Source organism: Clostridium sp. AF19-22AC (genome assembly GCF_003479085.1).
Lineage (GTDB): Bacteria > Bacillota > Clostridia > Lachnospirales > Lachnospiraceae > Faecalicatena_A > Faecalicatena_A orotica.
Genome location: NZ_QUGN01000001.1, coordinates 11,946 through 38,921, shown reverse-complemented (window position 1 = coordinate 38,921; position 26,976 = coordinate 11,946). Strand labels below are relative to the sequence as shown.

General features: G+C 44.2%; 23 protein-coding genes, 1 tRNA gene and 1 CRISPR repeat array. Of the genes, 5 read left to right on the top strand and 19 right to left on the bottom strand.

The window, feature by feature from the left end:
* Positions 1-6: 6 nt before the first annotated feature.
* Positions 7-828: a MerR family transcriptional regulator gene (locus tag DWX43_RS00170; RefSeq protein WP_118618040.1), complete on the bottom strand. Its 822-nt coding sequence runs from the start codon at positions 826-828 to the stop codon at positions 7-9.
* Between the two features lie 109 nt (positions 829-937).
* Here DWX43_RS00170 and DWX43_RS00165 point away from each other — a divergent pair, with 109 nt between their 5' ends.
* Both DWX43_RS00165 and DWX43_RS00160 read left to right on the top strand, forming a co-directional pair.
* Positions 938-2,314 carry an MATE family efflux transporter gene (locus DWX43_RS00165; protein ID WP_118618038.1) on the top strand — a complete coding sequence of 459 codons (1,377 nt, stop codon included), beginning with the start codon at positions 938-940 and terminating at the stop codon, positions 2,312-2,314.
* 198 nt (positions 2,315-2,512) lie between these two features.
* Positions 2,513-2,583: transfer RNA gene (locus tag DWX43_RS00160), tRNA-Trp, on the top strand.
* Between the two features lie 190 nt (positions 2,584-2,773).
* On the opposite strand, the gene DWX43_RS00155 is transcribed toward DWX43_RS00160, so the two are convergent.
* The 4 genes from DWX43_RS00155 to DWX43_RS00140 form a co-directional block, all read right to left on the bottom strand.
* Complete coding sequence (locus tag DWX43_RS00155; protein ID WP_118618036.1) at positions 2,774-3,136, bottom strand: hypothetical protein; 363 nt, start codon at positions 3,134-3,136, stop codon at positions 2,774-2,776.
* Between the two features lie 69 nt (positions 3,137-3,205).
* Entirely contained in the window at positions 3,206-3,868 is a 663-nt protein-coding gene (locus DWX43_RS00150) for a hypothetical protein (RefSeq protein WP_118618034.1), read from the bottom strand.
* A gap of 178 nt (positions 3,869-4,046) precedes the next feature.
* Positions 4,047-4,913, bottom strand: coding sequence for a DNA-binding domain-containing protein (locus tag DWX43_RS00145; protein ID WP_118618032.1), 867 nt, complete (start codon positions 4,911-4,913; stop codon positions 4,047-4,049).
* 35 nt (positions 4,914-4,948) lie between these two features.
* Entirely contained in the window at positions 4,949-6,193 is a 1,245-nt protein-coding gene (locus DWX43_RS00140) for a sensor histidine kinase (RefSeq protein ID WP_182440580.1), read from the bottom strand.
* A gap of 195 nt (positions 6,194-6,388) precedes the next feature.
* Here DWX43_RS00140 and DWX43_RS00135 point away from each other — a divergent pair, with 195 nt between their 5' ends.
* On the top strand, positions 6,389-7,687 hold the full coding sequence (locus DWX43_RS00135; protein ID WP_279220766.1) for a dicarboxylate/amino acid:cation symporter: 1,299 nt from the start codon (positions 6,389-6,391) through the stop codon (positions 7,685-7,687).
* Positions 7,688-7,773: 86 nt separating this feature from the next.
* On the opposite strand, the gene DWX43_RS00130 is transcribed toward DWX43_RS00135, so the two are convergent.
* Together DWX43_RS00130 and DWX43_RS00125 are read right to left on the bottom strand one after the other, a co-directional pair.
* Positions 7,774-8,286 carry a DNA topology modulation protein FlaR gene (locus tag DWX43_RS00130; RefSeq protein WP_118618028.1) on the bottom strand — a complete coding sequence of 171 codons (513 nt, stop codon included), beginning with the start codon at positions 8,284-8,286 and terminating at the stop codon, positions 7,774-7,776.
* A 20-nt stretch (positions 8,287-8,306) separates the two neighbouring features.
* Complete coding sequence (locus DWX43_RS00125) at positions 8,307-9,134, bottom strand: undecaprenyl-diphosphate phosphatase (RefSeq protein WP_118618026.1); 828 nt, start codon at positions 9,132-9,134, stop codon at positions 8,307-8,309.
* 235 nt (positions 9,135-9,369) lie between these two features.
* On the opposite strand from DWX43_RS00125, the gene DWX43_RS00120 reads away from it, so the two are divergent.
* Positions 9,370-9,654, top strand: coding sequence for a helix-turn-helix transcriptional regulator (locus DWX43_RS00120; RefSeq protein WP_118618024.1), 285 nt, complete (start codon positions 9,370-9,372; stop codon positions 9,652-9,654).
* A 65-nt stretch (positions 9,655-9,719) separates the two neighbouring features.
* Here DWX43_RS00120 and DWX43_RS00115 read toward each other — a convergent pair whose 3' ends face one another.
* The 12 genes from DWX43_RS00115 to DWX43_RS00060 form a co-directional block, all read right to left on the bottom strand.
* Positions 9,720-10,886, bottom strand: a complete 1,167-nt coding sequence (locus DWX43_RS00115; RefSeq protein WP_118618022.1) for a cyclopropane-fatty-acyl-phospholipid synthase family protein — start codon at positions 10,884-10,886, stop codon at positions 9,720-9,722.
* A gap of 117 nt (positions 10,887-11,003) precedes the next feature.
* On the bottom strand, positions 11,004-11,951 hold the full coding sequence (locus tag DWX43_RS00110) for an ROK family protein (protein ID WP_182440579.1): 948 nt from the start codon (positions 11,949-11,951) through the stop codon (positions 11,004-11,006).
* Entirely contained in the window at positions 11,938-13,137 is a 1,200-nt protein-coding gene (locus DWX43_RS00105) for an ROK family transcriptional regulator (RefSeq protein ID WP_182440578.1), read from the bottom strand. Before DWX43_RS00105 ends, DWX43_RS00110 begins: the two co-directional genes overlap by 14 nt.
* A 54-nt stretch (positions 13,138-13,191) precedes the next feature.
* Complete coding sequence (locus DWX43_RS00100; protein WP_118618016.1) at positions 13,192-14,106, bottom strand: glycyl-radical enzyme activating protein; 915 nt, start codon at positions 14,104-14,106, stop codon at positions 13,192-13,194.
* A complete protein-coding gene (locus tag DWX43_RS00095) occupies positions 14,103-16,466 on the bottom strand; it encodes a pyruvate formate lyase family protein (RefSeq protein WP_118618014.1) in 2,364 nt (787 codons plus the stop codon). The genes DWX43_RS00100 and DWX43_RS00095 overlap by 4 nt, the downstream gene beginning before the upstream one ends.
* Positions 16,467-16,485: 19 nt before the next feature.
* Positions 16,486-17,454 (bottom strand): ABC transporter permease, encoded by a 969-nt coding sequence (locus DWX43_RS00090; RefSeq protein ID WP_118618012.1) that lies wholly within the window; start codon positions 17,452-17,454, stop codon positions 16,486-16,488.
* Positions 17,455-17,470: 16 nt separating this feature from the next.
* Entirely contained in the window at positions 17,471-18,955 is a 1,485-nt protein-coding gene (locus tag DWX43_RS00085; protein WP_118618010.1) for a sugar ABC transporter ATP-binding protein, read from the bottom strand.
* Between the two features lie 14 nt (positions 18,956-18,969).
* The gene (locus DWX43_RS00080) at positions 18,970-19,965 is read right to left on the bottom strand and encodes a sugar ABC transporter substrate-binding protein (RefSeq protein WP_182440577.1); all 996 of its coding nucleotides are present in this window, start codon (positions 19,963-19,965) and stop codon (positions 18,970-18,972) included.
* A 66-nt stretch (positions 19,966-20,031) separates the two neighbouring features.
* Positions 20,032-20,670 carry a deoxyribose-phosphate aldolase gene (gene deoC, locus DWX43_RS00075; RefSeq protein WP_243099231.1) on the bottom strand — a complete coding sequence of 213 codons (639 nt, stop codon included), beginning with the start codon at positions 20,668-20,670 and terminating at the stop codon, positions 20,032-20,034.
* Between the two features lie 32 nt (positions 20,671-20,702).
* On the bottom strand, positions 20,703-21,455 hold the full coding sequence (locus DWX43_RS00070) for a glutamine amidotransferase (protein WP_118618004.1): 753 nt from the start codon (positions 21,453-21,455) through the stop codon (positions 20,703-20,705).
* Positions 21,456-21,926: 471 nt separating this feature from the next.
* The gene (locus tag DWX43_RS00065) at positions 21,927-22,403 is read right to left on the bottom strand and encodes a GNAT family N-acetyltransferase (RefSeq protein WP_118618002.1); all 477 of its coding nucleotides are present in this window, start codon (positions 22,401-22,403) and stop codon (positions 21,927-21,929) included.
* 231 nt (positions 22,404-22,634) lie between these two features.
* Positions 22,635-23,535: a CRISPR direct-repeat array (repeat unit 18 nt; unit sequence GTTTCAATCCACGTCCCC).
* 490 nt (positions 23,536-24,025) lie between these two features.
* Positions 24,026-26,041 (bottom strand): beta-galactosidase, encoded by a 2,016-nt coding sequence (locus tag DWX43_RS00060; protein ID WP_118618000.1) that lies wholly within the window; start codon positions 26,039-26,041, stop codon positions 24,026-24,028.
* A gap of 114 nt (positions 26,042-26,155) precedes the next feature.
* On the opposite strand from DWX43_RS00060, the gene DWX43_RS00055 reads away from it, so the two are divergent.
* The gene (locus DWX43_RS00055; RefSeq protein WP_109732914.1) at positions 26,156-26,962 is read left to right on the top strand and encodes an AraC family transcriptional regulator; all 807 of its coding nucleotides are present in this window, start codon (positions 26,156-26,158) and stop codon (positions 26,960-26,962) included.
* Positions 26,963-26,976 lie beyond the last annotated feature (14 nt).

The following is a 26,976-nucleotide window of genomic DNA, read 5'->3' as shown; positions in this document are numbered from 1 at the left end:
TTTGCTTCAGGCCTGTCTTATAATGCGTGCTGCAATACGCATCAGATAATTGTCACATCCCACTGTAGTCAATTCATCCAGGAGGTTATCCTCATAATAATAGTCATCAAGCTCCAGATTATTCTCCTCTGCGAAGTCCATGAGCCTTACGTAAGCTGAACCGATATCCTCCCAGTGCCCCCTGAAATATGCGAACAGATATGTCCCTGCCGGTTTGATCTGATATACCGCTTTTTTAGGCGGTGTATCAAACAACATATAGAATGTATGATAATCGTTGTAAATCCCCTGGGAAATATTTTCACGTTTCTGGATGTAGCCCAGACTGTACGGGCTCTTTATCCCGAGGTCATCGCAATAATTCACAAGTTCACTGATACGAACGGCGAACTCTTTTCCATCATTCAATTCACAAAAAGCTTCTATATAATACTGCTCCGGAACTTCGGCCTTTTCAATTACATCCACATCTTTCTGTATGGCTTCTCTGGTAAGTGCGGATTTCGTGCGCAGCCATCTCCTTGTTTCCTTCAATTGTCTGATCTTCTGTTCAATACTTTTTTCTTCGTGTTCCAGAAGGTCTGCAAATGCCTGTGGGCTTCTAGCCGCGAGATACTCTTTTATTGCCGCTAAAGGCATGTCGAGTTCTTTTAATGTCCAGATTACATCAAAAACCTCCAGCTGGCCGACCGAATAGTAACGATACCCGTTATCCTGTTTTATCTCCGGCGAAAACAGGCCGATGTCGTCATAATGAAAAAGTGTGTGTTTGGTCACTCCCGTTATTCTTGCAAATTCTCCTGTGGTAAAGTACATATTATTATTCATATGGCAAATCTCCTCTTGACTATCGGGCTACCCTATACCTTATCATATCCTTTGGGAAATGTATACCCGCAGCTTGACAAGCTGATAAACAAAGTTTTGAGGTGATATTATGAGTCAATCAATCGGACAGGATTTTAAACTGTTTTCTTTATTAAAATTTGCACTGCCATCCATGATTATGATGGTGTTTATGTCGCTTTATACTATTATAGACGGCGTATTTATATCAAGGCTGCTTGGAAGCAACGCGCTGTCTGCATCCAATATTGTCTATCCTGCCATTAATATACTGATCGCTGTCGGGATTATGCTGGCCACGGGAGGAAGTGCGGTTGTTGCTAAAAAAATGGGCGAAGGTAAAAGTAAAGAGGCAAAACAAAGCTTCACGCTCCTCGTCATAACAGGCGTCCTCTTTGGGGCCGCAGTAATGATATTCGGCAATGTCTGGATTACGCCGCTTGTGGAATTACTCGGCGCAACCCCAAAAATCGTGGCCGACAGTGTTACTTACCTCAGTATCCTGCTCTATTTTGCTCCGGTCTGTATGCTCCAGATGCTGTTCCAGACCTTTTTCGTAACAGCGGGCAAGCCACAGATCGGGCTTGTGATAACAATCTTAGGCGGCATTGCAAATGCCGTTCTGGATTATGTATTGATGGGGCCCCTTCAGATGGGGATCGCAGGTGCTGCCATTGCAACCGGTATGGGACAGATGATTCCCGGAGTCATCGGAGTTCTTTACTTTTTGATTACCCGGAATGATTTATATTTCGTCAAACCCATATTCAATATGAAGGTACTTCTAAACAGCTGCCTGAACGGTTCCTCTGAAATGGTTACCAATCTTTCCACTGCAATCGTGACATACCTGTTCAATATTATCATGCTGAAGATGCTGGGCGAAGAAGGTGTCGCTGCTATCACAATCGTGCTATACGGCCAGTTCCTTTTCAACGCCCTATATATGGGATTCTCAATGGGTGTGGCGCCGGTTATCAGCTTTAATTACGGCAGTGGCAACACCAAGAGGCTACGCAGGATTTTCAAAATATGTATGCTGTTTATCGCTGTCTCCTCCGTAGTCATCATGGCCTGCGCACTGGCTGGCTCTGACCTGATCGTCGAAATATTTACTCCACGAACAAGCAGAACCTTTGAAATCGCTGCCACAGGCTTCTTCCTGTTCTCTTTCAATTATCTGTTTGCAGGAATAAACATCTTCGCATCAGCGATGTTCACTGCACTCTCAGACGGGAAGGTATCGGCAGCCATCTCTTTTATGAGAACATTTGGTTTCCTTGTAGTCAGTATCCTTCTGCTGCCCCGCCTGATCGGTGTTAACGGCGTCTGGCTTTCTGTTCCGGCCGCGGAATTTTTAACCGTATTTGTATCAGCAGGATTCATCTGGTGCAAGAAGGGCGTTTACCATTACGCCGGGGGACATAAAAAACAGCCGGCAGCCGGACTCTCTGGAGACAACATTTAGTGCATAAAAGCAGGGTATCGTGCTGTACCCTGCTTCTGCATAAGTGTGATGATATAGGCTGGTTACTATGCACGCCCGCAGGGTATGAACAGTAACATAGGCCGGAGAAAAATTTAAAAAAGTTTTTAATTTTTCTTGACAAATATATGTCCTATGAGTATAATAATCAAGTGACTGGTAATTGAGTCACAAACAAATAGGGGATTGGTCAAGTGGTATGATAGGGGTCTCCAAAACCTTTGGTGGGAGTTCGATTCTCTCATCCCCTGTATTCCTGTAGTTCGTGGAACTACAGGATTTTTTATTTTCCGCGTGATTGGACAGGATTGTGGGATTATTACAAATCCAATATAGGTTATTATCATCGAGATCCTAAACTTCTTTTAGATTATTTTATCCAAAGGGGCAATATATTATTTAAACATTTGTTTTCAGAAATCGCATTTAAATGCGTTTAGTCTACCTTCCATTTGCCCTCTTAATATATTCTACTACTTTAGTCGGTTCTCCATCTTCATATTCATCGCTGCTTAATTTGTAGCACTCTTCTTTTTTATTAATGTTTGTATAATCAATATAACTTACGATATCTTCTGGAATTAACATTAAATCAACACCCTCGCGTTTCAATCCCTGTAAATCACCATGATTCACATCCACTATAACTTCAACATTGAGTTTTTCTGATAAGAGGGCATTCTCCAAATTTTCCTTAAGTACAGCACTCCTTTTTTTCTTAAAGAAATTTAAATACCCGTCATGCCCTGCCTGTGAATTTCTGCCATTTGTAACAAATGGTACAATAGCAACTTTCTTAATCATAATCGTAAAATCCTTTCTTTAAAATCAATTCACAGTACAGATATGCTTTATGGCTCAAACACTTATTCCCTACTGCAGCACTGTCTGTGACAGCATCGCTTCATCCAGCGCCGTCATATCCTCCTGCGGAATCTCATAGATGTCCCCTTCCCCCCGGTTCACATGCACGGTTATGACCTCAGTCTCCCCATACTGGAGCCCTTTCTCCAGATCCTGATTCAGGATTTCATAATATAACTCGTAGATATGATTCTGCATCTCTTCGTCAGAAGGCATGGTGGCCCCGTTCATTACGTCATTGCTGACCTGAGTTGCATATTCCTTTGCCTGATTCTGAAAGTCTGTATATGTATCGTCAAAAATAGTCAGCGGCTCAATCGACACATCGACTGTAAAGTTCCCATTGTCATCTTCCTTGGCCTCGCTCACTGTATATTTTACATTTCTGATCAAATCCCCGAACAGCTGACGGTATTTGTTTTCCAGCTCGTCCGGCAGATTCAGGTTTTCAAATTCCTCCATCGTGGCATCCAGATTTTTTTCAAATATCTTGTCCGCCGCATCCTTTGTGGAGCCTGTCAGCTCGATATACTGCTGTGTGTCGTTCTTATAAGTAACATCCAAAAGTGACTTCGTGTATCCGCCTGCATCGAATTTCCCGACACATCCAACTAACAGGGCGAGCATAAATGCTGCAAGCAGTACCGCTATGATCCGTTTCTTCCTATACATATAATCTTCCTCCTAAATTAAGCTTGTCAGGGCCGTCTGGTCCTTGTCCGGAAGATTATAGCATTATCCCTTTGTTGAAAAAGATAAAAGTCTGTCAGCCGTCATCATATTCTTTTATATCTTGTATTTATGCTTCAACACATAACTATTTCTGCTGCTGAAGCCCGGCATTTTCCATCTAAGCCGTCATTCTGAGAAGAAAGCCTTCGATAAATTTCTTGGAACTGATCCGCCCCGGCTCTGATGAGGAGTCTTTTAAGTGCCTCATCTCTGCCCTTACCTGTCCGAAATCAAACAGCAGGTTCGCATAATCTGCAAACACAGGGTCATAATAGTCCTCTGCCCCCATCTGTGCAATATTGTCCAGAGCCTTCAGCATGATTCTCCTGATTCTCTGTTCCAGTGCTTTCTTATTGGAAGCAAGCTGGTCTGTTCCATATAGTTCACCAGCTACTTTTTCATATATTTCCTTCATCTGGTAAGACTTTTCCACCTTCTGGTATTCCAGTATGGTGAAAATAATCTTTTTCAGTTCATCAATCCCTTTCATCCCCCAGATTCCGATATCAGAGCATATCTTTTGATATCTTTCATTCAGCACATTTCTACTAACCGACGGTGCGGACTGAATGCCCATAAGTGCACCTTGAATCGTATCCATAGATTTCTGGAGGTTTACCAGTTTAGCCACATTCGAGATTACACTGATGACCTCGATGGCATTGAGCGGTTTGTTAATATAGAACATAATCCCTCTCTCGTAGGCTTTTTCCATCATCACGGGGTCATCAACCTGTGAGATCATGATTACTTTTCCTTTGAAACCGCCCTGAATGATTTCCTCCAGAACGTGGATCCCATCCTTTCCCGGGAGAAGCAGGTCCAGAAGTACGATGTCCGGCTGTGCAAACAGGATTTCTTCCGCCGCATCCTCCCCAGAGTCCTGAATCCCGGTAATTCTTCCCAGATCCTCCCTGCGGATAAAAAGTTCCAGCATTTTCTGTATATTTTTGTCATCATCTACTATAAATATAGAAGGTTTCATCTTCTACCCCTCCGTCTTATGCCCCATATTTTCCATTACAATTCCTTAATTGGAAGCAGCACCGTGAATTTTGTGCCCTTTCCCGGCGCACTCTCTACTTCTACCGATCCATCCAGATGCCTGATTATATTTGCCACATGGCACAATCCGATCCCTGTGGACATCTGCCCTGTTTCTTTATCATATTTCGTAGAAAACCCGGCTCCCCAGATATATTCTTTCGTATCCTCATCCATCCCGCATCCGTCATCTGCGACCTCCAGTTTCAACATCTGGTCCTGTTCCTGAACAGTAAGGCTGATATGTCCGTTCTCTTCGCAGGCATCCATACTGTTTACAAGCAGATTATTTAAAATCGTAAATATATCATAATAATGTTGTATCTGCATCTCAGACTGATTCTTCAGCTTAAATGACAACATCCTGCCCCGCTCATTTATCTGACGTTTCGTATTGTCTTCAATTATCCGCAAAATATAAGAAAGCTTCATGCTTTTCTCTTCATGCTCGTGTACGAGTGATGAGATTCCTTCCACAATCCTCTGGTAATCCTTACGGATCTCGTGCGCCTCTCTTGCAATATCAAGCGCCGGCTGTCCATCCTGCCCTTCCGCCTCCAGATTCTCATAAAGCTGGTGGCTCTTTCTGGTCAGTTCATTCAAATCTTCCATCGATTTCCTCAGGTAAAAGGATTCTGCATAGATATCTGTCACGATCTGGTTCAACTGTGCATAATGGCTCTGATGTTCTTTTTTCCTCAGATACAGGTGTTCCCATTCATACATCCAGTACAGCATCCAGACAAGCACACCGCGTATCACTGCTACAAGCGCAGAATCTACAACCGCCGCACCGTCAACATGTCCCATAAGCACGAGCTGCACTGCATTCGCGGCAAAATCGCAGAAAATCATTCCTGCCATAAGCTTCGACTTCCCACGGTCCCTGAAAAGCCTGACACAAATACACAGGATCAGGCTGTACACACCATAATAAAAAACAGCCGGGATAAACATATCTGAAAATGTAGTCTTTCCGGCTGCTGCACCGATCACACCCCGCAGCAGGCACGCCGTCACTGTCATGGAAAATGTCAGCGGTATCACGCAAATGGATGGATAAAATAAAAGCAGTGCCGTTAAAACCGGCGTCCCCAGAGAGACAACATAACTCGAATAGGCAAATGGCGCAATGTAAATCTGACAGACAAGTCCCAGCAGAATTCCATAGCAAACTGCCCTGATCCGCTTATTTTTTAAAATCCCCGGTATTGAAGTCATGCCTCCACCTCCCATTGGTCTACCTTTAAGTATACAGACGTGGCCGTGCTGCCGCAAGTGTTAAATTATTATCGCATTGTGCAATTTTATATTTTCCAGAAATATTTTTGTAGTTTTTTGTAGGTTATTACTAATATATAACGTAGAGAGACGAACGGATTAAAAAGAGATTTGCAATTGAAAGGAGATTCTAATATGAAAAAGAAATTTAAAGTGTCACTGCCATTCCTGATTATGCTGGGTATGGTACTCGGTATTCTGGGAGGAATCCCATTCCAGAAGAATCCCGAGTTCGCAGTCGAGTATATCAAACCATTTGGTACACTGTTTCTGAATCTGATTAAAATGATTGTTGTCCCCGTTGTATTATGTTCCATTATCAGCGGAGTTATTTCCATGAAGGATATTAAAAAAGTCGGTTCTGTCGGACTCAAAAGTGTATCCTTCTATCTGGTGACCACGGCAGTTGCAGTTACACTTGGTATGGTTTTCGCCAATGTGAGCAAGGTCGGAACAGGCTTCAACCTTGCAACAGAAACACTCACATTTGAGAGCGTTGAAACACCGAGCTTTATGGATACCCTGCTCAATATATTCCCCTCAAACGCAGTAGAACCACTTGTTTCAGCTACCATGCTTCAAGTAATCGTACTGGCGCTCTTCTTCGGATTTGGAATCATTCTCGCCGGGGAAAAAGGAGAACCTCTGGGACGGCTGATCGACAGCATGACAGATGTCTGTCTTCAGATTATGGGGATCATCATCAAACTGTCTCCGGTTGGTGTATTTGCCCTTTTGCTTCCTGTAGTTGCAGAAAACGGCCCATCCGTCCTGCTTCCATTATTAAAACTAATTATCGTTATCTACCTTGCGTATATTTTCCATATGGCTGTTGTATTCTCTTTCACAACAAAGACAATGGCCAGAATGTCACCACTGGCATTTTTCAAAGGAATGCTGCCCGCTATGACTATGGCATTCTCCTCATCCAGTTCAGTGGGCGCACTGCCGCTGAACATCGAATGCAGCCAGAAACTGGGAGCCAAAAAAGAGATTACCAGCTTCGTACTTCCTTTAGGCGCTACGATTAACATGAACGGAACCTCCATCTATCAGGGCGTATGTGCAATCTTCATCGCAAATGTATTCGGCATCCACCTGACACTGACACAGCAGATCATGGTTGTGCTCACAGCCACACTGGCCTCTGTAGGTACAGCAGGTGTTCCCGGCTCCGGAGTTATCATGCTCTCTATGGTACTTCAGAGTGCCGGTCTTCCGTTGGAAGGAATCGCACTGATTGCCGGAATTGACCGTATCCTTGATATGGGACGTACCGTTGTCAACATTACCGGTGACGCAAACTGTGCCATCTGTATCTCAAAGGCAGAAGACCGCAAAGCAGCACGGAAAGCCGCCAAGGCCGCTGCCGGCGGTACGGTACACGGAATGGAATTCCCGGAAGTCCCAATCGCCGAAGTTCCTGCAGAATAAATCCAAAGGGGTCAGACCCCTTTGAAAAAAGAAACAAAAAAGATACCCGGACAATTTTCAATCTACTGTCCGGGTATCTTTTAGTTCTAAATTGTCTCTCGCCGCATATATGCCGTGAGCTGTCTCTGATTCCTGATAACAATCGTTTTATCTCTGTACTTCTCCCTGACTTGTCTGTAATTGTTCCTTTGCCTTTGATCGCGGCCTTTGCATAATATCCAGATCAGAAACTCCAGATCCAGCTTTTCCGGACAGCCGGGCGTCATAGATTCCCTTGTTTTCCCACGGTATCTGTATAATCTTTTCATCACACGGAACAGGCAGGCAAAACGGTTAAAACACATCATGATAATCCTGTCTGCTTCTTCCAGTCTTCTGTCGTACAACAGACCGGTATAATTTCCCTCAATAATCCATGAGCTATTCCGGTTCATAAATTGGCAGACAATGTTTGCCTCCTCTTCATGCCTTCTCTCCTGCCATTCAGGGAGCCAGTGTACGCAGTCCAGATGCAGAACCTCTGTGTGGTGCTTCTCTCCAAGAAATCGTGCCAGTGTGGACTTTCCACATCCGCTGTATCCTATAACCGCCGTCTTCATTTCGATTTCCTCCGTCAGTATTAACCGATAAATCCAAAATAAATGATGATAATGATACCAAGTAATATTCTATAAACACCAAATATCTTAAAGTCATGCTTGCGGATATAGCTCAGAAGCATTCGGATTGCAAAGACAGATACTACGAAGGAAACTACTGTGCCTATAATTAAGAGCACCCACTCTGTCCCACTGAACATCCCCACCTTCAGGAAATATTTGATCAGCTTCAGCCCGCTTGCACCTGCCATAACTGGTATTGCAAGGAAGAAGGAAAACTCACTGGCCACGTAGCGTGAACATCCAAGCAGTACCGCACCGAGTATCGTTGCACCACTGCGGGAGGTCCCGGGAATAGCCGCCAGTACCTGAAAACACCCTATAAAAAAGGCCGTCTTAAATGTCAGTTCCCCCAGAGACCGCATAGAAGGACGCCTCTTCATATTCTCGATCACAATAAATGCGATACCGTATATAATCAGGGTCGCCGCAATCACGTAGACACTGGACAGATAATCCTCCAGAATCATATCCAAAGGCAGTCCGACGATAATAATCGGTACGCAGCCAACAGCAACCTTCTTCCACAGATCAAAGGTTTCTTTCTTTTCACGTCTGCTCTTATGCGTTGAAAATGGATTGAGCTTATGAAAAAATAGAACCAGAACCGCCAGGATAGAACCAAACTGAATAACCACTTTAAATACTTCAAAAAATTCCGGTGTCGAGGTCATGGGCCATATGTTGTCAAATAGAATCAAATGCCCTGTACTGCTGATCGGAAGCCATTCAGTAATCCCCTGGATTATCCCGAGAATGACGGCCTTTAAAATTTCAATAAAGTCCATGTTTAACTTCTCCTTTCCACATCGGTCTATTGTAATCTAGTTTTCAGAAAAATGCAACCGGCAGTTCCCTTCATGTCCGGATGCCCTGAAAACTACCCTGAACGCATTCTTTTGCTGTTCCTTTTTTTGTAGTTTAATTCTGTACATATCATCGCTATTAGTCCACTAGTCAAAGTTATAATCAACCAATTAAATACGCATAATATAGTACACTAATAGTGTAAGGAGAGTTGTTATGGTAGAATTTGGTGAGAATTTAAGGAATCTAAGATTGCGAGATAAATTGACACAGGCACAGCTGGCAAAAAAACTGGAAATGACAAAATCTGTCATCAGTGCCTATGAGACCGGACTTCGTTTTCCATCATATGATGTCCTAATCCACATAGCGAAGATTTTTAAGGTATCTACAGATTATCTCCTTGGGGTTGATAACAAACAGGAAGTAGATTTATCCGGACTGTCCAGTGAAGAAATCATTGCATTGAGAAACTTAATAAAAGCTATGAAAAAGAAATAATGTCGTTACAGCCCGTTCCTTATCGGTTATGCACTGTAACGACTTTAGTGATGCACATATTTTCCCTATGAATACCATCTGACTGCAGGCAGCTGGTTATTAATCCCTTTCGTCACCAATATCTGATGCAGGTCAATCACTCCATTTCTGAATGTCGCCGCACATGAAGATAAATATAAATCCCACATCCTTGCAAACCTGTCATCAAACATTTTCCGGACCTCCGGGATATGTTTCTTATAATTTTCTTCCCAACAGAGCAATGTCTTATTATAGTGAAGTCTCAAATTTTCTATATCGAGAGTATGAAAATTATCCTCCGCCATATCAGAGAGCATTTCCCGCAGACTCGGTATCATGCCGCCGGGAAAAATATATTTTTTAATCCAAGGGTCACCCGGGTGTTCTTTTAACGCACTGATAAAATGCAGGAGGAACAGCCCGCCCGGTTCCATAACCTGATTTACACAGTCCAGAAACAGCTGGTAATTGTCACGTCCAACATGTTCTACCATCCCCACGCTCACAACCCGGTCAAACTTTTTTCCTGTCTTCGGCAGATCACGGTAATCCATCAACTCTACCGACAACAGGTCTTCCAGTCCTTCCTCCTGAATGCGGTGCCTAAATTCTCTGTACTGCTCTTCACTTAATGTGATCCCAGTGCCATGCACCTGATACTTCTTAGCCGCTTCAATCAGAAGAAATCCCCATCCGCATCCGATATCCAGCAGGTTCATTCCTTCCTTTAAATACAGTTTCTCCAGAATATGATCCACTTTATTGACCTGAGCCTGATAAAGCGTATCATCTTCCCGCCGGAAATATCCGCAGGAATAACTCAATGTTTCGTCCAGCCATAACTTGTAAAAATCATTTCCTATATCATAATGGCTGCGCACTTCCTTCTCCTGATTCTTCTTTGCCGGAGAAGAGAAAATCAGCTTCTTCAGCGCTTTCTGGTCCGTAGAGAATTTATCCATCTGTCCTAAGAAATGATTCAGCGCCTCATAAAGGTTTCCCTCAATCTCCAGATTTCCGTCCATATAGGCTTCTCCCAATGCGAGGGACGTACTTGTCACCAAGTCTTTGATGGGGATCATCTTATGGAACTTCACCGTAAAGGTGGGTTTCCCCTCCCCGATTAAGTATTCTTTGCCATTCATTTTCACGAGAAACGGCTGCTCGTCAAATTTCCTCAAAAATGATACTAACACGTTTTCTTCCAGCATTGTTCTGCCTCCTTTCAAAAGGAGTATTGCCATTTTATGGGAGGATGATGCACATGAAAGAAAAACCCTGTATGAAATAAACAAAGCAGCTGATGAAAACCAGCCGCCTTGTATGATTTATATTCCCAGTCCTTTATATATGAAAGCCGCCCCGATCATCGGTGCATCACTTCCAAGCTTTGCCTGTCTGACTACAAGCCTGTTCTGGCGGGTCCAGGAATGATATCCATATTCTAATATATATTTTTGCAATGGCTTTAATATCAACTCCTCATGCTCACAAAGCCCTCCGCTGATAATAATCGCCTCCGTCGAGATGATTCCGACCAGATTCGCCAGTCCGACAGCCAGCATCTGCACGCTGTTCTCTATCAGCCTGAGGGCTGGTTCATAGCCCTGATAAGCCAGCTCAAATACAGACTCCGCCCCCTCTTTCATTCCCCGCAGTTTCTCAGGGAAATATTCCAGCGCCTGTTCATATATTCCATTCCCGGAAGCATACTTTTCCAGACATCCGCAGTTACCGCAATTACAGCCGCGCCCGTCCTTTTCTATGATCGTATGTCCGATCTCCCCGGCGCAGTGCATTCCTCCTGAAAAAATCCGGTTATTTGCGATAATTCCCCCGCCTATTCCCGTCCCCAGAGTTATGCAGGTCATATCTGCATATCCGATCCCTGCACCAAACTCATGCTCCGCCAGCGCACCTGCCCAGGAATCCTGAATGACCTGTATTTCCTGTTTCAGGAAAATAGTCTGAAAATACTCCTTTAAAGGGACCATATCCCAGAATAAATTAGGACAGTATTCTACGATACCACTTCTCATATCAACGGTCCCCGGAACACCTAAGCCAATAAATTCGATCTCCTCAATCATGATCCCGCACTTTTGGGCCAGCCGCTTCAATTCACATCCTATCCTATCCACAAAAATTTCAATATCTTCCCCCTGCTGGGATGGAATCTTCACCTTATCCACAAGTTGTCCTGTTTTCTGGAAAATCCCGATATTGACTTTTGTTCCTCCTATATCAATTCCTACATTATATTTACATTGTCTCAACCCATTCACCGCCATTTTCACTTATGTTCGTATGGAATTTAGGCTGTTCAAAGAATTTCTCCAGTACAAACTGGCAGGCTCCCATGCCATATTCGTCTTTCTTATGGCTGCTGAGCCTTACGGTTGGCTGCTTTACACTGAAATTAACGGAATTTTCCGCTACACTGTCTTGTATACTTTGAAAGAAAATGTGGTCTTCCTGACACCGCAGGTCCCCAATCACGACACCGAGTATATCATAGGTCTTAATCGCATTGGTGATTCCTATACCGAAATAAGTGCCTGCCGTCTTAAAAATCTCACATGCATTCTCATCCCCGTTCCTGGCTGCCGTTATAAGAGCATCGTACCCCAGCCTGATACCGGTGGTCTCTTCGTAAGATTTCTCAATGCTTCTTTTGGAGCAGTACACCTCCAGACAATCTTTCAGCCCGCAGTTGCATCTCCTGCCCTGGGCGCCAATCCGTGTATGCCCGATATATCCGGCATTTCCGAAGGTCCCTTCATACACCTCCCCATTAATGATCGGTGCCATACCGATACCGGAACGATGGAGGATGTAAAGCATATTTTCATTCTCTGATTCAATCTCCATGTGTCCGAGAAGATGGGTATCATTCCTAACGTAGATTGGAAAATCAAAAACATCGCCTAATTCTTTTGCAATATCAAAGTTTTCCCATCCCCGTATACGGCTGATCTTCTCAGCTATATTCTCCTGAAGGTTCATAACCCCCGGAAGTCCGATTCCCATCCCGATAATCTTATCACGGCTGATTCGTGCCTCTACAAACGCCCTGCTCACATGCTCTGCAATGGACTCTTTAATCGCCCTGCCGTCAGCATTCTCCGAGACGTCCCACTGTCTGGAATAGACGATCGTACCATCCAGTCTGGATATGGCCATATAAATAGGTGCAACGTCAACATCAATCCCAATTGCATAATATACATCCCTGCTTAAAGAATATAAAATAGGCTGACGGCCCACGGACTGCCTGACATTGCCGCGTTTCTCAATAAGCTTCTGCTGCCCCAGTTCTTTCATCATGGTCAGCACTGTCGTACGGCTCAGCCTTGTCTGGCTGATGATCTCTTCCGTTGTAATCATCTTATTCTTTTTAATTGAGTCCAATACCAACGCTTGATTGGCCATCTTTACTATATTTGTATTCTTTAACATCATATACGCTCCTGGTAATTTATTCCACATTTCAATTATATACTTTCAAATATTTATTTACAAGTTCCAGCCTCCCACATTTACTTTGAATCCTTCATTCTCAGCCATCAGAGCGCATTGGTCAACAATCTTAACCGGGCATTCCCCCCATTCTTCCATCTCATAGTCCTGCCCGGATAATCTGTATTTTGATGATCCAAGCTGGTGGAACGGAAGAATGTGAATATTTCTGATCTCCCGGAGTCCTTTCAGATAATCCAGAATCTCCCTGAATTCATCTCCGTCATTTACTCCTGCAACCAGAGGAATCCTTATTACAATTTCCCGGCCGTTCCCTAACAAATGCTCCAGATTTGCCCTGATTTTACCATTGTCCTGCCCGGTCCACTTCTTATGCAGATCAGGTGTAATCAGCTTTATATCATATAAAAATAAATCTACATATGGTTCTATCTCCTCCAATGCTTCCAGTTCACAGAACCCGCATGTCTCGACTGCCGTATGAATGCCCCTCATCTTTACCTTACTCAGAAGCACAGACACATACTCCGGAAACAGGGTACACTCCCCGCCGCTTAATGTAATACCACCGCCAGTGTTTCTAAAAAACACTTCATCTTTCATGACTTCCTCATATACTTCTTCCAAAGACATGATTTTACCACACACTTCCCGCGCCTGCTGCCGGCAATGCAGGACACATTCCCCGCACGATGTACAGAGCCTGCGGTCCAGCAGGATACCACCTGATGTGCCTCTGCTTATTGCATGGTTCCTGCACCGCTCAATACAGATCCCGCATCCGGTACACTTTAATTCGTCAAACATAACGACCGGATCATGATAAAAATTTTCCGGATTCTGGCACCATTTGCACCGCAGGGGGCACCCCATGAAGAATACTACAGTCCGTATCCCGGGTCCGTCATAGACACAGAATTTTTGAATATTGGATATACATATCTTACTCACTTTATCAAAGCCCCTTTTGAAAATCTCTGTATGATATTTTCCTGCTGCGCCGGTGACATCGCTATAAAGTATGCAGACAGCCCGCCCATTCTTACCATCAGGTTTTTGTGGTTTTCCGGATGGAGCCTTGCATCCTTCAATTCCTCAATATCGCAGGTGGTAATCGTTGCAATACAGCCGCCCAGCTCACAGAACGATTTCAGGATTCCTGTCATACGCATGGTGCCCACGTCCCCCATAAAGTCACTGGCATTCAGAGAAATATCCAGCGGACAGCCACAGTAATATTTCAATAGTTCCGGTTTGGTAGCACTTTTGATTACTGCCGTAGGTCCCTGAATGTCCATTCCGGGCGTCGGGGCGTAGTTCGGCGCCAGAGCCTCCCTTGCCTTCCTGCCATCTGGACTTGCACTTAAGTTCCAGCCAAGGGCCGCATAATTTTCAAATGTGCCGATTCCACACGGAACCATGATTTCGTCCTGCCTTTCCCTCCAGCCGGAAACATGGTCCTCAAAATCCCGGATAACCCGCAGCAGAATCTCGTCTGCATAGTCATCGTCATTTCCATATTTCGGGCACTGGGTCCTTACTTTGTGAAGAAGTTCTCCGTACCCGTCCCAGTCATGCATCACCGCATCCCGGAAATCCTCCAGGGTCGCCTCATGGTCTTCAAATACCAGTTTTTTAATAGCCGTCAGGGAATCTACCGTATCCGAAAGCCCTGTAATCAGGACAAGATGGAAGGTGTACGGGACGATCGCCCTGTCTGTCAGATCTCGCCCTTTTTCAATACAATTTTCAAACATGGATGACATAAGCGGGTCTGGCGCAATTGCACAGGATAAGCCCAGATTTTCCAGTCTCTTTTCCACCTGCATGTCGATCTGTGAGTTTACTTGTTTACAATATGCCTGATAAAAGTCCTCAAAATCTTCATATTGAGACAGTTCCCCTGTATCGATCCCTTCCTGTTCCCCTGTTAAAAGAGTCTTCCCTCTTGTCAGCACCCACTCCAGACAGCGAAGATTCTGAACATGCGCATAACTGAAATGGCTCTTTCCCGGAATCAGGCATTCCCAGCACCCATCGTTTGTGTAATTTCTGGCGTCTTCCAAAGGAACACCAATTTCAACAAACCCGGGTATAATCAGGTCATCGTTATAAATAGCCGGTTCTCCCTGACTATGTTTCAGACATTCTGATAATGCCCTCCAAAAACTTTCCGGTGTCTTACGGGATACTCTTGCAGATAAGGTCGGCATGACAAAATCCATTTCAAAACGCAGATTCAATAGCTCATAGGACACTTCGTTTGTCCCGTCCTCCCCATCCGGCCTCAGACCCCCGATAACCATGTTCATCAGCCAGTCATTGGCTGACTGCCCAAAGTTGAAATTATTCTCACTGTATGGATCATCCTCATCCTTCCACATCAGGCTCCGGCTGTCATAGCTTCCACTTTCATGTCCCCCTGTCTCTTCCATATCATTCGCGAACTTTGGCGGGACCCCCTGTGAAAACACGCCAAAATCGTAGTGATTCTCACATTTTTTTGTATCTGTGCAGACTCTTTCATTACATTTTGCAAGGAAAGAACCTAATAAATCTCTCGCTTCTTCTTTTGTAATCCTCCCGGATTCTATATCCATTTTGTAGAAAGGATATACATTCTGGTCTACACGTCCGAGAGGTACAAACTCACCGCCGCTGTTCACCAGACAATATGTAAACCAGTAAGCCTGTAATGCCTCCCAGAGGGTCTCCGCCGGAAAGTATGGAACTCTGCTGCAGTTTTTATAAATCTGGAACAGTTCCCTGCGTCTGTCAGCATTTTCTTCCGCCGCACTCATTTTCAGGGCCTCCTGCGCATGTCTTTCGGCAAAAATCAGTACTCCTTCAATCCCCGCGAGCATCGCCCTGTATTCAGCAATTGCTTTCATATCAGGATGCCCTGTATCATATTGCTTTTCAATGGCATCCCCGATCTCTGCGATGATTCCCTTAAACCCGATGTTCAGGACTTTTTCCCAATATGGCGGATGATGCCCCCAAACTGACTTTTCATTCAGTTTATATTTTGCGCCATATGCTTCCTCCTTCGGAGTTGCATATTGCGGTACGACAGAACCAAATCCGACACTGTTCATATTTGGATTACCCACAATCAGTTCGTCCGGCTTAATCACGACTGGGAGCGATTCCCCGAGAAATTTGGAAGACAGTCCTTTTCTGACTACCAAAGGTTCATTCTTATTCTCATCATTTAGAATATTCACATCTGCAAAATACCACGTATTTGGTTCATGGAATTCCACATCAAAAACTCTGTCTTTTATCTTTTGAAGTCTTTCCGACAACATATATTACTCCTTTCTCCGCCTATGAACGGACACGGCTGCTTTTGGACAGCAGATTCAGTTTTAAAATCTGGTCGATGCTTACCGCAAACAATAAGACCAGCCCCTTAATCAACTGCTGATAGTAAGTGGAAACGTTCATCATAATCAGACCACTCGACAAAATCCCCATAATCAGGATACCGAAAACAACTCCGCTGAACTTCCCTTCTCCTCCCGATACACTGATTCCACCCAATACAACTGCGGTAATAGCGGACATTTCATAACCCTCACCCGCATTCGGCTGGCCCGAACTCAGCCTTGAGAGCTCAATGATTCCTGCAAGGGCCGCCAGACCTCCTGAGATGGCGTATGTCATCACAAGGCGGCGGTTCACATTGATTCCGGAAAGCCTCGAAGCCTCACTGTTTCCGCCTATTGCATACAGATAGCGGCCAAATTTCGTCTTATTGATCACATACCAGCCTATAATCAGGACAATGACAAGTATGATGACTGGTACCGGAATCCCGGCAATATATCCCTTTCCTATGAAATCAAAAGCTTTTGGGAAACCATAAACGGTATATCCGCCCGTCATAATATAAGCAAGTCCCCTGATTGCAGTCTGCGTGCCAAGTGTAGCAATCAGCGGCGGGATTTTAATATATGTAATGAACAGCCCGTTGACAAAACCTGCCGCAAGTCCTGCAAGCAGCGCAATCAAAATCGCAACCCACATATTCAGTTTCATGTTTACCATGCACATACTGCATGTCACTGATGATATTGCAACGACGGCACTAACTGATAAATCGATACCTCCTGTCAGCATAGCCATCGTCATCCCCAGTGAAATTATTCCTGTGACAGCCGTCTGTCTAAGCATGTTCCATATATTGCTGACAGATAAAAATGTTTCTGTTCTTAATGCAAAGAATACAAATAGTAATGCCAAGATTACAGCAGTTCCATATTTCTGGAACACCTCGCCTTTTCTCCTTTTCATAAAAGCTCCTTTCGCCTTAATCCTCATGTAATGCAATATCTAATATCTGTTCCTGTGTGCAGTCTTCACTGTTCACTTCTCCAGCTATCTTCCCATGCCTCATAATAATAATCCGGTCAGAAACACCAATCAGCTCCGGCATTTCTGAAGAAATCATGATGATGCTGATTCCCTGTTTTGCTAAATCCTTCATAATCTGATAAATTTCCTGCTTTACCCCGATGTCAATCCCCCGGGTCGGCTCGTCGAAAATAATAATCTTTGATTCCGTCAGAAGCCATTTCGCAAGTACTACTTTCTGCTGATTACCTCCTGAAAGGCTTGATACCAGATATTCAAGCCCGGCACATTTTGTTTTCAGCTTGTCTGCATACTGCTGTGTAATTTTTTTCTCTTCTTTTTTATTAATCGTTGGTTTGTGTCGGATCATTTTATCAAGAGAACTAATCGTAATGTTTTCCCTGATGCTCCTTTTTAAGATCAGTCCTTCTGTTTTTCTGTTTTCCGTTATAAATGCAATTCCATTATGGATTGCTTCCCTCGGACTTCGAATGATAACCTCTTTTCCCATAACTTCAATCTTTCCGGCAGCATAATCCGCTCCGAAAATAGCTCTGGCAACCTCTGTCCTTCCGGCCCCTACCAGACCTCCAAATCCCAGAATTTCGCCTTCATGGAGTTCAAAACTGACATCCTTTACATAGTCATTTCTCAGGTTCTCCACTTTCAATACCACTTTATCGGTTCCAAAATGTCCCGGCGGAAACTGTTTGCCCAGTTCTCTTCCAACCATCTTCGCGATGAGCTGCTCTCTTGTGCAGGAACCGATTGGAAGCGTCTCTACATACTCTCCATCCCGCAGAATCGTCACGTCATCTGCTATCTCATCAAGTTCTTCCATCCTATGCGAAATGTAAATAATAGAAACCCCCTGTGCCTTCAGTCTGCGAATCAGCTGAAACAATGCATTCACCTCTGAGTCGGAAAGTGCAGCAGTGGGCTCATCCAAAATCAGCAGTTTTACCTGTTTCGAAGCAGTCTTTGCAATCTCCGCCATTTGCTGATATGCAACCGGCAGGTTCTTTATCTGGGCTTTTACATCCACATCAACACCCAGCATCCCGAATATTTCCTGTGCTTTTTTGTAATATTGCTTTCTGTTTAAATGGATACCTTTTACAGGCTCATTTCCCAGAAACATATTATCAGCTACTGTCAGATACGGCACCAGATTAAATTCCTGATATACCACACCAATTCCTAATTCCAATGCCTGTTTTGGCTCAAATCCCTGATATGTCTGTCCTTCATACTCGATCGTTCCGCTGTCGGGGCGTATCGCCCCAGCCAGCGTTTTAATCAGAGTGGACTTTCCTGCACCATTTTCTCCCAGTAAAGCGTGCACCGTGCCTCTTCTTACAGTAAGCTGCATATGGTTCAGTGCTACAGTCCCGCTGTAAGTCTTCACGATATCTTTCATTACCAGTAAATTATCCTGCATCCTGCCACCTCTTACTATTTGCTTTCATCCTTCACATCATCGTAGGTAACTAATTTAGGTTCGATCACATACCGCCAGTCCATTTCTTCTCCGCCTAATAATTTTTCACAGATTTCCACATCCTGATATCCGTTTTCTCTTGCGATGATATCCAGAGTTGCACGGTATGCCCCGCCCTTTGCGATAGCCTGTCTGCCCTCGTCTGTATTGTCAATCCCGCCGATATAAAAATCATCCGTATCTTTTCCTGCTGCCTGCACTGCTGAACATGCCCCCAGCGCAATTGCATCGTTCTGGCATACAATGACTTTGAGATTCGGATTTGCCTGCAGAAGAGAGTCTGTCACAGACTGCCCGTCTGAGATTGTGCTGGCATCCTGCCTCGCCACAACCTTTGCATTCGGAGCCGCTTTTGTAATCCCCTCTTCCATGCCATTTCCTCTCGGGATGCAGGACGGGTTAGAATCATAGTTCAGCACTGCACATTCAACCGCGTCATCGCCAAACTTCTCAACGATCCATTTTCCTGCACCTTCTCCGGTCATCTCACCCATCTGGTATTCGTCCGCTGATGAGTATACGTCACACTCATCCTCATTCACTTCGATGGACTGTGCAACTACTTTAATCCCCGCTTCCCTTGCTTCTTTTAAAACACCTGATACCGACTGTGGATCAATTGCTGCCACGATGATCGCATCGACTCCCATCGTAATAAAATTCTCAATGTCAGAAACCTGTTGGGAAGGTACATTGTTCGGATCGGCAATGACCAGTTCGTATCCCAGTTCATCACACTTCTCCTGTGCTCCGTCTCTTACTTCTGTCCAGTACTGACTGTCATATGCCCAGAGGGACAATCCGATTTTTTTCGCTTTCTCCTCTCCCTTGCTCTCTGTCTTTTTATCTTCACTCTTCGCAGTCCCGCTGTCCATGCTGCATCCTGTCATTCCCAATACTAATGCTGCTGCAAGTACAACTCCTACTAACTTCTTTATTTTCTTTCTCATATCTAAATCCTCCATAATATTATCTGATTGTAACTTCTCATTCATCTAAGCGGGTGAGGCTTTCGCTTACAAGTCCGGCTCCTCATCCTTAACAATAAAAATACCTTTACTTGTCCCCATCCTGCATGCGCCTGCCTCAAGCATTTCATCACATACCTTACGGTTATTAATTCCTGTGGATGCCTTCACTTTCATCTCTCCAACAGTTTCTTTCATCAAACGCACATCCGCTGCTGTTGCACCACCACTTCCAAACCCGGTAGATGTCTTCACAAAATCTGCCCCGGCATCTTTCGCCAGCTTACAGGCTGTTACCTTCTCTTCATCCGTCAGGAAACATGTCTCAATGATAACCTTTACCTCCGCCTGAGGATGTGCGGCATTTACGACCGCCTCGATATCTTTCTTTACATAATCGTAATCCTTATCTTTAAGAGCTCCGATGTTAATAACCATATCCACTTCCCCTGCTCCGTTCTTAACAGCTTCCAGAGCCTCCAATGCCTTGATAAATGTCGTACACGCCCCCAAAGGAAAACCGATCACGCTGCATACTGCTACCTTGCTGCCTTTCAGTTGTTCTGCTACAAATGGAACATTTGCAGGATTCACACAGACACTGGCAAACCCATACTCCTTCGCTTCATCGCAGAACCGCTTTAATGTCTCTTTCGTTGTATCTGCTTTTAATACTGTATGATCCATATATTTTGCATAACTTTTATCATATCCCAATTTTATAATCCTCCGTGTCCCAGCCATCTTAAGTAGTTTGCAAAGAATAAACCATAAGATTTCCAGTCTAAAAATGCCGGCGGCGCCCAGTGTGGTGCTATATCACTGGCAAAGACCCCGCAGCGCCCGCTCCCGTAATCCCATACCGTAATAAATGCGTCCGTCTCGTTTACACTGGCAATCTCCACTGCCCCTTCTTTGGCTTTCAAACAGTTATATCCAAGGAAATATGGCCAGTTTTCTTCAACGCCTTGTAAAATAGGGTGATCCTTCACATGGATCTGGGGAATGACGCCCGATGGTTCTTCGATGCGGTCATCATAGTTTAATAATGTTACCGGAAGTACCCCGGCCAACGGTGTGATTCCAAATCTCGCTTTCCCCATAAATCCGGAAAAACCCATGTAACCGCCACACATAAGCAGTCCGCCGCCATGTTCCACATATTTGGCTAACTCTTTTAACCTGTTTGGAATTCTCTCGCAATTGTTCTGTACTTTAGGATGCAGCAGGATGGAATTACTGCCGATATCACTGATGATGATAACCTGATATTCTTTCATCTCTTCCTCTGTCATTGGAAAGTCTACTGAAACACGCTGCCCTGGTATATATGTAAACTCAATCCCGTGTCCACTGATCTTCTCCATGAAACTTCCTGCCGCTTCCGTGTAAGAGCCCATGCCGATAACATCCAGTCCAACTGCATTCTCCCCTCTGGTTACCCAACTTTCTCCTGCTAATAATACTTTCAAATCTCTACCATCTCACTTTCACCACAAATTTTTTAAAGGCCTTCTTCGAGTTAATCTCATCATACATTCGCATTTTTGTTTTGTCAATGAATTAAGTAAAAGTGTTGTACTTAATTCATATTTTCGTCAAATATAACAGTTTTATAATTAGAATTTTGTTATATTTGCACTTTATATAATAGTTTATAATAACCTTATAACCATATCAGGAAAGTTTTCTGCATCAGCCGCATCGTAACATCTACCACTTACGCCGAAGGGAGCATTCCACACGGAGGGCTTATTATTTCATATGGTGTGCTCTCCTATAAAATAATAAGCATAAAAATAGATCAGTACCATATCTTGATACTGACCCACATTATCATTTTGTTACTTCCCCCACTGATATCTTTGTAGCATAGAGCCGATGATTTAATTATTCCGTATAAAGTAAAACGACTGATATAATTCAGTCGTCCCACCTTTAACTCATACGAAATTATATTCCATTATAAATTCCTCCGCATTTTCATCAATGATCTGAAAACCGGCCTTTTTATACATACTCAAAGCATAATTGTCCCTCTGCACCGCAAGAGAAACTTTTCTATAGCCTTTGCTCCCCAATAGTTGCAGCATTTGACGCATCAACTCACTCCCGATACCATACCCACGATATTCTTTATATAGAGAAATGGCAAATTCAGGCGTCCCATCATCGACACTGCCATACCCGGCAATGTTTCTTACCCACACAGCACCGACTAACCTGTTATCAACTTCAGCACACAGGCAGTAATCATCCGGCAGCATGCCAAAATCTTTAATATAGACCTGTAGTTCTGGATTAAGAATTATTTCTCTGGGAGCCGGATCATCTCCCTCTCTCTGGAAAATTGCTTCGTATAGAAAATCATCAAGATACTGATACTCATCTTTTCTCATTTTCCTTATCTTATAGTTCATTGTTCCTCCATATTTTCATGTTATTAACTATAGGCCACAATACTGGAGAATCTTGCTTATTTTCTAGTCTTTTGATACGCGGCAAAAGACACCATATACAAAAGCAGACTCAATCCGGCAATTGGATGATATATCCCCGTTATTAAAAAAGCAATACCAGAAATCATTAAAACTAACAGTGAAACTATTGTTAAGCTGAAAAATAAACGGTTCATAAGGCACCTCCATCTAAATTCGATCCACGTCCCCACGAGGGGAACGACCGTACTCGGCGTGCCAGCGCCTGTAAGTACATTATAGTTTCAATCCACGTCCCCGCGAGGGGAACGACATAAAGATTATGGCTATAACACATGACCCAACCATGTTTCAATCCATGTCCCCACAAGGGGAACGACATTCTTGGATATATGTATATGTTCGGCAAAAACAAGTTTCAATCCACGTCCCCGCGAGGGGAACGACCGACGGCTCTAAAGACATAACGGAGCCTGAATACAGGTTTCAATCCACGTCCCCGCGAGGGGAACGACTATATTCTTTTCTTACATATTTCATGGCTTTCTGTTTCAATCCACGTCCCCACAAGGGGAACGACGTTTCGTACCTTTACACCCATGAGACTGACGGTTGTTTCAATCCACGTCCCCACAAGGGGAACGACATGACTGGTTTTGGTCGGCTTATGAGACTATCGAAGTTTCAATCCACGTCCCCACAAGGGGAACGACATACCCGCTACTCTGACATTGTGATGTTTTTGGGTGTTTCAATCCACGTCCCCACAAGGGGAACGACAGATAGACAGTCAGGATCACTATGGTGGACTGGCCGTTTCAATCCACGTCCCCACAAGGGGAACGACGATCGTGCGAACGAAGTATCTGACCGGATAGAGCAGTTTCAATCCACGTCCCCACAAGGGGAACGACCTATATGGGAGATGGGACCAAATAACAATAGGCGGGTTTCAATCCACGTCCCCACAAGGGGAACGACGGATAAAGACGGAATACCACTATTTGGGTGGGAAGTTTCAATCCACGTCCCCACAAGGGGAACGACGTTCCCTGTAAACATTCATGACAATTCTTTTCAACGTTTCAATCCACGTCCCCACAAGGGGAACGACAGCAAAATAGACAATTTTTTCTCCAAATATTTAGTCATTTTCACCTAAACATCTGATTAACTTATCTACTTTACGCTCATTTTCTCTTCATTTTATTTACAGGCACACTCAATTTGTGCATTTTTTCTGGTGCGAATCCCCCAGTGTTTTTATGTTCACTTCTGGTTCGCACCACATAATTAGTATCTGGTCAACTGCAATTCTCCTAATTACAATCCACAATTCCTCTATAGAAAAATCTACCTTCTCCTTAAATTTTATCCCTTTTCCATCTCCAATACAACCTTAAATTACAATATCCACTCGTAAACCTGTATTCCCGGTTACTGTGCACATCCTTCTGGTGTGACAGTAACCGCATCAGTTCATTAAAAGCCACCTGTGGCAAGGGTACTATGTACCAGCGGCTCATGTTCATCAAGGAGCATCGACCCTATGCTAAGCCCATAGCTGTATCCCCTCGACTGTTAAATATATATTCTGTTATTCCTTATACCCTTTCCTCAACGCAAATCATTTTCACATCATATTTGGAAAGTATCTCACCCCCGCGAATTGTTTCCCCTGACAGCATGTCTTTGCATCCTGCAAAACAATCGGGCATTTCTATTTCATCATCTTTGAAGTTGATTACAAAGTAATACTTATGTCCATCCTTCTTCCTGCATGTGATTTCCAGTCCGGTTTCGATTTCAACAGCAGGCTTCACCTTTGCATCACCTGCTGCCATCCCCATCACTTTTCCAAGGCCGTCTTCATTCATATTGGTTCCTATGTAATATACGATTCCATTTCCATACTGATTTCTTGTAACAGTCGGGCTTCCTGCATAAAAATCAGATCCGTAATTTCCGACAGATTCTGCGCCCCTCAAATGGATGATATCGCAGACCAGCCTGCCTGCAGCCTCCTCTCCATCATTGAAGACCACTGAATTTGTCTGCTCCGGCGCCAAGGCGTCAATTTCCTCAACCCAGATGCCTGCCAGCCTGCCCAGAGGTCCCGGATAGCCACCCAGATGAACATTGTCAGACTGGTCCACAATACCACTCATGTATGTCGTAACAAGTATCCCGCCTTTTTCCACAAAAGCTTCCAGAGCTTCCTGCATCCCCTCTTTCACCATATAGAGTACAGGCGCCACCACTACTTTGTATTTACTGAAATCTGCGTCATAAGGAATCATATTTACCGCGATATTATGTTCATAGAAATACTTGTAATATTGATGAATCTGTTCGACATACTTAAGATCCACCGTAGGACCGCTTGTATATTCAAGAGCCCAGTAATTATCCCAGTCAAAAATGATCCCGACCTCTGCCTCATTGACCGCTCCAAGTGTTGTGTCCGCCAGTTTTTCCAGTTCCGTTCCAAGCTGTTTCACTTCCCGGAATACCCTTGTATCTTCATTTCCTACATGTGCGATCACTGCACCGTGGAATTTTTCACAGCCTCCCACACTACGGCGGAGCTGGAAAAATTGAATTGTATCGGCACCATGCGCTATCGTCTGATAGCTCTGGGCACGCATCTGCCCCGGTTTTTTCAGTGAATTATACGGCTGCCAGTTCTGCTGGCTGGGTGTCTGTTCCATCAGCATAAATGGCTGGTCTTTTAATCCACGCATTAAATCGTGGCGCATCGCCGTCTGGCTCCACGGTGTATCATAACTCGGATAATTATCCAAGGATACAATATCCATCTCTTTTGCCCATTTAAAATAATCGAGCCCCTTAAATGTTCCCATCAGGTTTGTCGTAATCGGTGTCTCTTTGTCATACTCACGGACTGCATCGCGCTCCATAACATAATTGCCAAGAAGGCTGTCAGAATTGAATCTGCGGTAATCAATCGAAATACCAGCAAATGCTGTCTTATCATTCTCCAGACCTTCACTCAGTGCATTCGGCAGTACAACTTCATCCCAGTCATATATGGTATGCCCCCAGAATTCGAGATTCCACGCTTTATTCAGCGCTTCCAGCGTCTGATACTTTTTCCTCAGCCAGACACGGAACGCTTTTTCGCATTTTTCGCAGTAGCACTCCCCGCCGTACTCATTGTTAATATGCCAGCATGCAATATGCTTATTGCTTCCGTACCGTTTTGCCAGCTCTGCTGCAAGTGCTTTTGCATATTTTTGGTAAACAGGTGAATTCGGACACGCATTATGCCGCTGGCCAAACTTATGGTGACGGCCTTCATAGTCCGTCCTTGCTACTTCTGGATACCGCTTTACCATCCAGGCCGGCAGAGCCGCCGTCGACGTCGCAAGCACAATATCATAGTTCTCCCTGCCCAGCATTTCAACAATTCCATCCAGTTCCTGAAAATCATAAACTTCTTCTGCCGGCTGAATCCTGGCCCAGGAAAATACATTAATTGTTGCACTGTTAATGCGTGCATCTTTAAATATCCTCATATCCTCATCCCAAACATCTTTTGGCCATTGATTCGGATTGTAGTCCCCGCCATATAAAATTCTTTTAAACTTGTTCTCCATACCATCCATCTCCTTATAAATCTTATCAATCTAATGCGATTATATTATGGATAGACAAAGTATTGTGTAATATGTTAAGCTAAATAATATAAGATATCGAAACAGGAGATAATCATGGCAATCTATTTTAGAAACATCCCGGTCACGGAACCATTTACTTTTGACTCGGTAGGCAGCCACTGGGTGCAGGAAAGTACCTCCCGTCCAAAAGGATACCCCCTTTACCATTACCTCCAGTCCGAAAAAGGCACCGGGAGAATCTTCATCCAGGGCAAAAAGTTTTTTCTTCATGAAGGAGAAGGTGTCTTAATTGCGCCTTTTATCCGCCATTCCTATGCAAAAGAAACGAATGAATGGCATACTTTATTTGCTACTTTTACGGGTACAATTGAGAGCAGCATCTCCAGACTGCTTGGAAACAGGCAATATATCTTCATAGAAAAAGAACAGGGCGCACAGATTGAGGCCCTGATCTCTGATGTTGTAAAAAAATATGAAAATCCGCCGCTGGATGTCATAGCCCTGTCATCGGACTGTTACCGCCTGCTGATGTATTTTGCAGACGGCGTCTATACCCGCAGCTTAATGGACGACCCTCTATATCAAAGGTATGTCGCCCCTGCAATACAGGATATTGAAACAAACTATCCCACTGAACTCACCGTGCAGGAGCTCAGCCGCAGGGTTTACGTCACCCCGCAGTATCTGTCCCGGCTGTTCCAACGATTTCTTGGATGTTCTACTTATGAATACCTTACCATTTACAGGATCAACAAAGCGAAAGAACTCCTTCTCACAAACCCGCGCATGGAAGTTCAGGATATTGCACAAAATGTAGGTTTTACCGATTCGAGTCACTTCATCTCCATCTTCCGGAAAATGGCGGGAATGACGCCTCTTGGATTCCGGAAACTGAACTGATACAGAATGTCCTT